At 62.7% G+C, this 8,854-nt stretch carries 6 protein-coding genes and 1 pseudogene; 4 read left to right on the forward strand and 3 right to left on the reverse strand.

What is annotated here, in order from left to right; translation table 11 throughout:
• Positions 1-932: pseudogene (locus tag WBB85_RS06250) on the forward strand (hypothetical protein); the annotation flags it as partial.
• Between the two features lie 326 nt (positions 933-1,258).
• Here WBB85_RS06250 and WBB85_RS06255 read toward each other — a convergent pair.
• The 3 genes from WBB85_RS06255 to WBB85_RS06265 are packed head-to-tail and all read right to left on the reverse strand — an operon-like array spanning position 1,259 to position 4,560.
• A complete protein-coding gene (locus WBB85_RS06255; protein WP_432637769.1) occupies positions 1,259-1,912 on the reverse strand; it encodes a histidine phosphatase family protein in 654 nt (217 codons plus the stop codon).
• Positions 1,913-1,924: 12 nt separating this feature from the next.
• Positions 1,925-2,635, reverse strand: coding sequence for a response regulator transcription factor (locus WBB85_RS06260; protein WP_432637770.1), 711 nt, complete (start codon positions 2,633-2,635; stop codon positions 1,925-1,927).
• Complete coding sequence (locus tag WBB85_RS06265) at positions 2,632-4,560, reverse strand: PAS-domain containing protein (RefSeq protein ID WP_432637771.1); 1,929 nt, start codon at positions 4,558-4,560, stop codon at positions 2,632-2,634. The genes WBB85_RS06260 and WBB85_RS06265 overlap by 4 nt, the downstream gene beginning before the upstream one ends.
• Positions 4,561-4,767: 207 nt before the next feature.
• Between WBB85_RS06265 and WBB85_RS06270 the strand changes: the two genes are divergently transcribed.
• From WBB85_RS06270 to WBB85_RS06280, 3 genes are all read left to right on the forward strand, one after another.
• Positions 4,768-6,738 (forward strand): AMP-binding protein, encoded by a 1,971-nt coding sequence (locus WBB85_RS06270; protein ID WP_432637774.1) that lies wholly within the window; start codon positions 4,768-4,770, stop codon positions 6,736-6,738.
• A gap of 139 nt (positions 6,739-6,877) precedes the next feature.
• Complete coding sequence (locus WBB85_RS06275) at positions 6,878-7,696, forward strand: ABC transporter ATP-binding protein (RefSeq protein ID WP_432637772.1); 819 nt, start codon at positions 6,878-6,880, stop codon at positions 7,694-7,696.
• A gap of 77 nt (positions 7,697-7,773) precedes the next feature.
• The gene (locus tag WBB85_RS06280) at positions 7,774-8,760 is read left to right on the forward strand and encodes a branched-chain amino acid ABC transporter permease (protein ID WP_432637773.1); all 987 of its coding nucleotides are present in this window, start codon (positions 7,774-7,776) and stop codon (positions 8,758-8,760) included.
• Positions 8,761-8,854: the final 94 nt, after the last annotated feature.

Genomic DNA, 8,854 nt, shown 5'->3' on the forward strand with positions numbered 1-8,854 from the left:
ACCTCATGCAGAATGCAGATGCGATCGCCGCGTTCTTGCACGGAGAAGCCCAACCGACCAGTAAGGTCGTAACACGTGTCGAACCGACGGTCGGGACACTTGCCCCGGTTGCCGCTTCGACCATGGCCGCTGTGCCGGGTCTTGCATCGAACAGCACGACAGCCATCAACGATACCCGCTTGCAGATCTTTCCGGACTTTCCGACTGCGGAACCGGTGGCTTTTTCAGATGAAAGGTTTCTGGCCAAACGCATCGACATGCTCGGCCTTGAGGCTGCAAGCCCCAATGTTGCGCCCAATGGCGGGGCCGAGGTTTTCGGTTTCAGCTGTGGCGAAAGCGCCATGCGCGTCGAGGCGCGGGCCTTGGCCATGCTGCATGCGGTCGTGACCGCGCCATGCCATCCGAATGAGCGGGTCGTCTTTCACCATTCCGGTCTGGCATTCGCAATGATGACAGATGCGACTGGTGTCGTTGACGTCATGCTGCCCGCGTTGACGCCGAAAGGTGAAATCACTGCGGTTCTTGTTGGTGATGCGCCGCTGTCAGGGCGGGCTGATGTCACAGAGCTTGGTAACCTCACACGGATTGCGGTTCAGTCCGGACGTGTTCCCGGCCTGAAAATTCAAGACGCATCACAGCAGGGCAGCTTTCTGACCACCCTTGGTGACCCGGCGCTGGCCGATCCTCTTCTGGCCGAGGTGTATTCGGTGCCAAACAGGGGTGAGCAAGCCGCGCCGCGGCTTGAAGCCACGGTGTTGGCGTCAAATTGCGGGCGGACCATATCGGCCCAAAGCTTTTGGACGACCGCCAATGGCGCGGCCCCTGCAAGCATGCTGATCAAGCTGGTGATGCCAGAATGTGACGGGATCGGCGATGTGGTGGTGATGCCCCTCGATCAGGCCTCCACCGCACGGGTCGCGGCGGCGGATTAAGTGTTCGGTCCCTCGGTGTGGTCTTAAGCTGCCATTGATTGAGGAAACGAACACTCGACTTGCCCCGTTCTGCACGGGAGAGCCACGACCACGCGCGCCGGGGATGCGCAGACGGGGTCGAAGAAAGTCCGCTCCCCGGCGCACTTACGGGGAATACGTGTTCTTTTTCCTGCTCATGATGCTCCATCCTACTCAAGGGGTGGAGCATCCGGCAAACCCGGCGCGGTTCACTTTGACGGCTTCCCGGCGGTTTTCATGGGTTCGTATTGTGCCTTCAGATCCGGATTGTACCGGGTCGCGAACCACCACGATGTGCGCGCGCGTTCTCAGTAATGCGTCCGCGCGGCGTGACGGTCGGGGTAGTCGAGATGTGGCGTCGCACCGAACTGATTGAGGTGCAAGGCCCCGTCATGGACGGCGAAGCGGTGCACAGAGGTGTTCATCACCTTCAGGAACATTCGTGCCTTCATCACCGCCTCAAGCCCTAAGGCCAGCGCCACCAAAGTGGCGATCACCCCGGTTGAGGTGACAAGGACCGCCCCTGGCCCGCCCTGTGCGGCATCCTCCACCGCGCCGGACACGCGGGCGATGAACCCTTCATAACTTTCGTGATCCGGCCCGGCATCGCCGACTCGCCAAAGCTGCAACACCTGCGGCACATGGGCGGCAAATTCCTCGGGCCCATTCGGGAATGGAATGCCATGGCTGTCCTGAAGCGCGTGCGAGAGGGCGAAGTAATCAAGCTCATTCAGCCGCTCGTCGAGCGCATGGGGCCGTGCGTCGAGGTTCAGCGCCTCGGCGGTTTCGCGCTGTCGCCTCAGCGTGCCGGAGATTACCCGGTCGAAGCTGCCGGTCAGTTGCAGATGCTCGCCCAGCCAGGCGGCCTGCTGCTGGCCGAGTGGCGACAGCCGGTCATAGTCGATTTCAGTGCGGGCGCCGGAATTGGCCTGCCCGTGGCGGATCAAAATCAGTTCTGTCATGGCGCCTGTTTGTCAGCCCCAGCGCACCTCGCCAAGGAAAATATACCCCGCCCCGTAAATCGTCTTGATCAGGCGTGGATTCTTCGGATCTTCGCCAAGCTTGGTGCGCAGCCGCGAGATGCGCACATCCATCGCCCGGTCAAAACTTTCACCCGCAGCCCCCCCCAGACTTTCCTGCATCTGCGCGCGGGAAATCAGCCGTTTCGGGCTGTCGAGGAAAAGTCGCAACACCTCGCCCTCGGCATGGGAGAAGGGGGTTTCGTCGCCTGTCTTGTTCACCAGAAGATAGCGGTCGAAATCCGCCGTCCAGCCCGCGAAGGCGGCAATGGTGGCGCTGCGTTCCGGCCCCGCGCGGCCCTTCCTCAGACGCGCGCGAATGCGGGCCACGACCTCTGCCGGGTCGAAGGGCTTGATGATGTAGTCGTCAGCGCCCAGTTCCAGCCCCGTCACCCGGTCCTGCACCTGTGCCCTGCCCGAGATGATGATGATCGCGGCGCCGGATTCCAGCGCCAACCGATGGACCAGCGCCAGCCCGTCGCGGTCGGGCAGGCCGAGATCGACGAGGCAGACATCGGGCGTCACCCGCTTCAGCGCCGCCTCGAATTCCGTCGCCCTTGCATAGCACGAGGTGCGGAACCCGGCCTCTTCCAAAGCCGCCGCCAGCATACGGCGGATTTCCGGTTCGTCGTCGAGAATGGCGACATGGGGGCGGGGATCGGTCATGCGGCCTCGCGTCTGGAAAGGAAGGCCGCAAGCTCGGCCCCGGTGAAGGGTTTGGTCAGGACCGGGATCGTCCCGGCCCGCGCCCGCTCGGGATCGCCTGGCGGCAGAGAGGTCATCAGCATCAACTGCGCCTCGTGCCCCGCTGTGGCCAGTCCCTGCAGGAAGTCGACGCCGCTTTGCTCGCCCGCAAGGCCGATATCCGACAGGATCAGGCCCAGCCACGGCAGCTCGGCAAGGTCCGCCGCTTCCTCGGCACTCGCGGCCTCGATCACATTGTGGCCAAGGCCGCGCAGCATCTCGCGTACATCGGTACGGATCTCTTCGGTGTCCTCCACCAAGAGCACCAGCATCGGTTCCACTGGGGCTGCATCGGCGGAACGGAGCGGCAGGCGCAGGGTCACCTTCGCCCCGCCCTCGGGCCGGTTGGCAAGCTTCACCGTGCCGCCCATCAGCTTGATGTGGTCATAGACCATCGAAAGGCCGAGGCCGGAACCTTCGCCGCCCTTGGTGGTGAAGAACGGGTCAAGCCCCTGGTCCAAAGCCTTCTCGGAAAAACCGGGGCCGGTATCGGCGACGCTGATTTCCAGCCAGGTATCGCGCACCGGCCGCGCCGTCAGCGTGATCCGCCCGGATCCCGGCGCCAGTGCGTCGCGGGCATTGAGGATGAGGTTGAGAAGCGCGTCCAGCAGCGATCCCGCATCAAGAAGGATCGGCTGTTTCAGATCCCCCGTAAGGATGTCGAGGCCGACGCCTTCCGGCAAGGACGGCCCCGCCATGACCCGCAATTCTTCCAGCAGGGTTGGAATATCCGTGGGCGTGGGGCGGATTTCCCGCGGGCCGGAAATCGCGGCGATCCGGTCCAGCAAAGTGCCGCCGCGCCGCGCGGCGGCCAGCGTGGCGCGGGACAGCTCTGCCGCCTCATCCGGCAGGTCCGCCATCCGCTCAACCCGGCCCTGAAGGCCAAGGATGATGGTCAGGAGATTGGCGAAATCATGGGCGAGACCTGAGGTGAGCTGCGCGGCGAGTTCGCGTTTCGCGGTCTGGCTCAGCGCGGCCCGCGCCTGCGCCTCTTCGGTCACATCCATCGACAGAACATAGACACCCTGCACCGCGCCCGCGCCATCCCGGTCCGGGGTCAGGGCAAGGCGGATGCGGCGGCCCGAGGCGTCATGAGTGAATTCAAAAACACTTTCCTCGCCGCCAAGCGCCTTTCTCAATCCCGGTTCGATCCGGGCGAAGGTTTCGGCGCCCAAAGCCTCGGAGACCGGGCGGCCGACGATGTCGGACAGGCTGCCGGGCATCACCGAAGAGAGGCGCCGGTTGGAATAGCTGTAGATCAGGTCTGGCCCCACATGGGCGATATGGGCGGGCATCATCTCGGTCACCAGCCTTGTGCGCGCCTCCATCTCGGTCAGTTCGCGCTTGGCCTCTTCCAGCGCGGCATTGGTCGCGGCCAGTTGCCGGTTGGTCTGGGCCAGTCGTTCGGCATGGGCCAGAACCTCCTCCGACAATTCCTCGGACCGGCCGCGCAGAAGCGCTTCCTGCGCCTTGATCCCGGTGATGTCGGTATAGACCGTGACCCAACCACCCTGCTGCAGGGGCGAGCCTTCGACCGAGATCATGCGGCCATTCGCGCGGGTCCGCTCCATGTAGTGCGGCTGAAAGGCGCGGGCCTGCTCAACACGTATGCGCACGGCCTCATCCGCATCATCCACCTCGCCATATTCGCCGCGTTCGACCAGAAAGCGGATCGTCGCCTCGAAGGGCGCGCCGGGGGTTACCAACTCTTCCGGCAGGCCGAACATTTCCTGAAACCGTCGGTTGCAGACGGCCAGCCGCAGGTCCCGGTCATAGATCGACAAAGCCTGCTGAATGAGGTTCAGCCCGGCTTGCGTCAGTTTGGCGCGGCTGTCGGCCCTCTCCATCGGCAAAGGCTCCTTTCTGCCTATCGCTAGCACCCAAGGGGCGGGGCCGGAAAGGGGCAAGCGGGCGCTGTTACAATTCGTAAGGATTGGGAAAAAGTCCCGAAACCTTTGAAGAAGAGCCTCTTGCCGGAACCGCCATGGTGGGGAACACTCGCCCTAAAGGCGATGAGGCGTCGCAATGACGGCGCGGGGGAGGACAAGGTGGCGATGGACAAAGCGGCCGAATTGCAGTCGATCCCGGCCCTTCTGGCCCGGAACGCGGCGAAATGGGGGGCGCTGCCCGCCTTCCGCGAAAAGGAATTCGGCATCTGGCAAAGCCGGAGCTGGGCCGAAACGCAGACCGAGATCAGGGCGATGGCGCTCGGCTTCCTTTCGCTGGGGCTGGAACGCGGCGATCATGTCGCGATCATTGGCCGCAACCGGCCCGCGCTTTACTGGTCGATCGTGGCCGCGCAGATGTGTGGCGCAGTGCCGGTGCCGCTGTATCAGGACGCAGTCGCCGAAGAGATGGCCTATGTGCTGGAACATTGCGGCGCACGCTTTGTCGTCTGCGGCGATCAGGAACAGGTCGACAAGGTGCTGGAGGTGCAGGAAAGCCTTGGTGGCAAGGGCACGAAGCTGCACCACATCGCCTATCTCGACAAGCGCGGCATGCGGAAATACGGCCACAGCCACATGAACGCGCTGGCCGATATCGCATCCGAGGGGCGCGCGGCGGAGCAGCGCCTTGGACCCGAACTCGTCAAGCGCATCGCCGAGCTGACCTATGACAGCACCTGCGTGATGCTTTATACTTCGGGCACGACGGGCAAGCCCAAGGGCGTGGTCCTTTCGAACCGCAATATCATCGAGACGGCCAAGAATTCCTCGGAATTCGACCATCTGCGCCATTCGGACGATGTGCTGGCCTATCTGCCGATGGCCTGGGTCGGCGACTTCATCTTTTCGGTCGGGCAGGCCTATTGGACCGGTTTCACCGTCAACTGCCCCGAAAGCGAAAGCACGGTGAAGATCTGCCTGCGCGAGATCGGGCCAAGCTATTACTTCGCGCCGCCCCGGGTGTTCGAAGGACTGCTGACCGATGTGACGATCCGGATGGAGGATGCGGGGCGGTTCAAGCAGTGGCTTTACAAGCACTTCATGGGCGTAGCCCGCCGCGTCGGCCCGGCGCTTCTGGACGGCAAGCCGGTGGGGTTCGGGGATCGTGTTGCTTATTGGCTCGGCGGGATCAGCGTCTATGGGCCGCTGAAGGATTCGCTCGGCCTCGGCCGGTTGCGGGTCGCCTATACGGCGGGCGAGGCGATCGGGCCCGAGATCTTCGATTTCTACCGCGCGCTCGGCATCAACCTGAAACAGCTCTACGGTCAGACCGAAGCTTCGGTCTTCATCACCCAGCAACCCGATGGCGAGGTCCGCTCCGATACGGTCGGTGTGCCCTCACCGGGGGTAGAGGTGAAGATCGGCGAGAATGGCGAGGTTTACTACCGTTCACCGGGTACTTTCGTCGAATACTACAAAAACCCCGAAAGCACCGCCTCGACCAAGGATGCCGAAGGCTGGGTGGCCACGGGCGATGCCGGGTTCTTTGAGGAAGGCACCGGGCATCTCAGGATCATCGACCGCGCCAAGGATGTGGGCAAGATGGCCGATGGCCGCCTCTTCGCGCCGAAATATGTTGAAAACAAACTGAAATTCTACGCGAACATCCTTGAGGCCGTGGTCCTTGGCGCGGGTCGCGACTATTGCACCGCTTTCATCAATATCGACCTGACGGCGGTCGGCAACTGGGCCGAGCGCAACAACATCGCCTATGCCAGCTATCAGGAACTGAGCCAACACCCGGACGTTCTGGAAACCATCGCGGGCCATGTCGAAGAGGTGAACAAATCCGTCGCCGCCGACCCGATGCTGGCCGGTTGTCAGATCCACCGCTTCCTGATCCTGCACAAGGAGCTTGATGCCGATGACGGCGAGATGACCCGGACCCGCAAGGTGCGCCGCAAGGTCATCGAAGAGAAGTTCGCCGACCTGATCGCAGCCTTCTATGGCGGCAAGGACAGCATCTATACCGAGACCGAAGTGACATATGAGGACGGCCGCAAGGGCGCGATCAAGGCCACGCTGACCATCCGCGACGCGAAGATCGTGGCGGGGCAGGAAAGGATGGCGGCGGAATGACTACGCGGGTTGCCCCCCACCCCTATCCCCTCCCCACAAGGGGGAGGGGAAGCGCCGAACCTCTCCGTCCCGCGGCTCCTCCCCCCTCGCGGGGGAGGATGGGAGGGGGGGCACACCGTGCCATTTCGGGAGGAAGGTCATGAAGGACCTGAGCGAAGGTTACACCACGGCTGACGGCCGCAAGATCGGCGGCGTGCTGATGGAGATGAAGAACATCACCCTGCGCTTTGGGGGCGTGGCGGCGATCACCGATATCTCGTTTGATATCCGTGAGGGCGAGATCCGCGCGATCATCGGGCCGAACGGGGCGGGCAAGTCCTCGATGCTCAATGTCATCAGTGGCTTCTATGTGCCGCAGGAGGGCGAGGTCTGGTTCAAGGGCTACAGGCGCGGGCCGATGAAACCCTATCAGGTCGCCCGCCTCGGCATCGCGCGCACCTTCCAGAACATCGCCTTGTTCGACGGGATGTCGGTCTTGGACAATATCATGACCGGGCGGCTGACGATGATGAAATCGGGGCTGATGGCCCAGGCGATGTGGTGGGGCAAGGCCCAGCGTGAGGAGGTCGAACACCGCGAAAAAGTCGAGAAAATCATCGACTTCCTTGAAATTCAGGATATCCGCAAGACACCCGTGGGCCGCCTTCCCTACGGGTTGAAGAAACGGGTCGAACTGGCCCGGGCACTCGCCGCCGAGCCGCGGCTGCTTCTGCTCGACGAACCCATGGCCGGGATGAACGTTGAGGAGAAAGAGGACATGTCCCGCTTCATCCTCGACGTGAATGACGAATTCGGCACCACGATCGCGCTCATCGAGCACGATATGGGTGTGGTCATGGACATCTCTGACCGGGTCGTGGTGATGGATTACGGCAAGAAGATCGGCGACGGCACACCGGGTGAGGTGCGCCAGAATCAGGCTGTCATCGACGCCTATCTGGGGGTCAGCCATGACTGAGCGCATCTGTCCCGCCGCCGTATGGCATCCGTCCCGACACCGTCCCGACACAGGCCCGACGCCGAAGGAGGCCCGCAATGTCTGACCAGCTTCTCTACGCGACCGAGGCGGCACTGAATGGCCTGATGGCGGGGGTGATGTATTCGCTTGTCGCTTTGGGCTTTGTCCTGATCTTCAAGGCCTCCGGCATCTTCAACTATGCGCAGGGCGTGCTGGCACTTTTCGCCGCCCTGACGCTGGTGGGCTTCCAGACCGGACAGGTGCCCTTCGCCCATCTGATCAACGCGGTTTTCGGCACCAATGTGCATCATTTCGGCTGGCACCTGCCCGCCATCGTGGCGATCCTGTTGACCGGTCTGGTGATGATCGGGCTGGCGGTGATCATCGAGCGTTATGTGCTGAAGCACCTCGTCAATCAGGAGCCGATCATCCTGTTCATGGCCACCATTGGCCTTGCCTATTTCCTCGAAGGGTTCGGCGACCTGATGTGGGGGTCCGACATCAAGAAACTGGATGTCGGCCTGCCGCAGGGGATCAACGAGACCATTGACGAGGTGACGTTCAACGCCTTCGGCTACGGCTTCTTCATCGACAATCTCGACATCGTGGCGACGGTGGTGGCGGCGATGCTGGTCCTCTCGCTGACGCTCTTCTCGCAATACACCAAATATGGCCGTGCCCTGCGCGCCGTGGCGGACGACCATCAGGCCGCGCTCTCGGTCGGGATTTCGCTGCGCTTCATCTGGGTCATGGTCTGGTCCATCGCCGGGATCGTGGCCTTGGTCGCAGGCATAATGTGGGGCGCGAAATCGGGCGTTCAATTCTCGCTGTCGCTGATCGCGCTGAAGGCCCTGCCGGTCCTGATGCTGGGCGGCTTCACCTCGATCCCCGGGGCGATCGTTGGAGGGCTGATCATCGGCATGGGCGAGAAGCTTTTCGAGTTCTGGATCGGCCCGCTGATCGGCGGCGCAACCGAAAACTGGTTCGCCTATGTGCTGGCGCTTCTCTTCCTCGTCTTCCGGCCGCAAGGTCTCTTCGGTGAAAAGATTATCGAGAGGGTATGAGCATGTACGATTTTTCTCCGAAAAATCACGCCTCCGGCGGAGGTATTTGGACCAAGCTGAATTTGTGTATTCATCTTGGCGAAAATACCTCGGG

This window comes from Albidovulum sp. (genome assembly GCF_049646345.1).
In the GTDB taxonomy this organism is placed as follows: Bacteria; Pseudomonadota; Alphaproteobacteria; order Rhodobacterales; family Rhodobacteraceae; genus Albidovulum.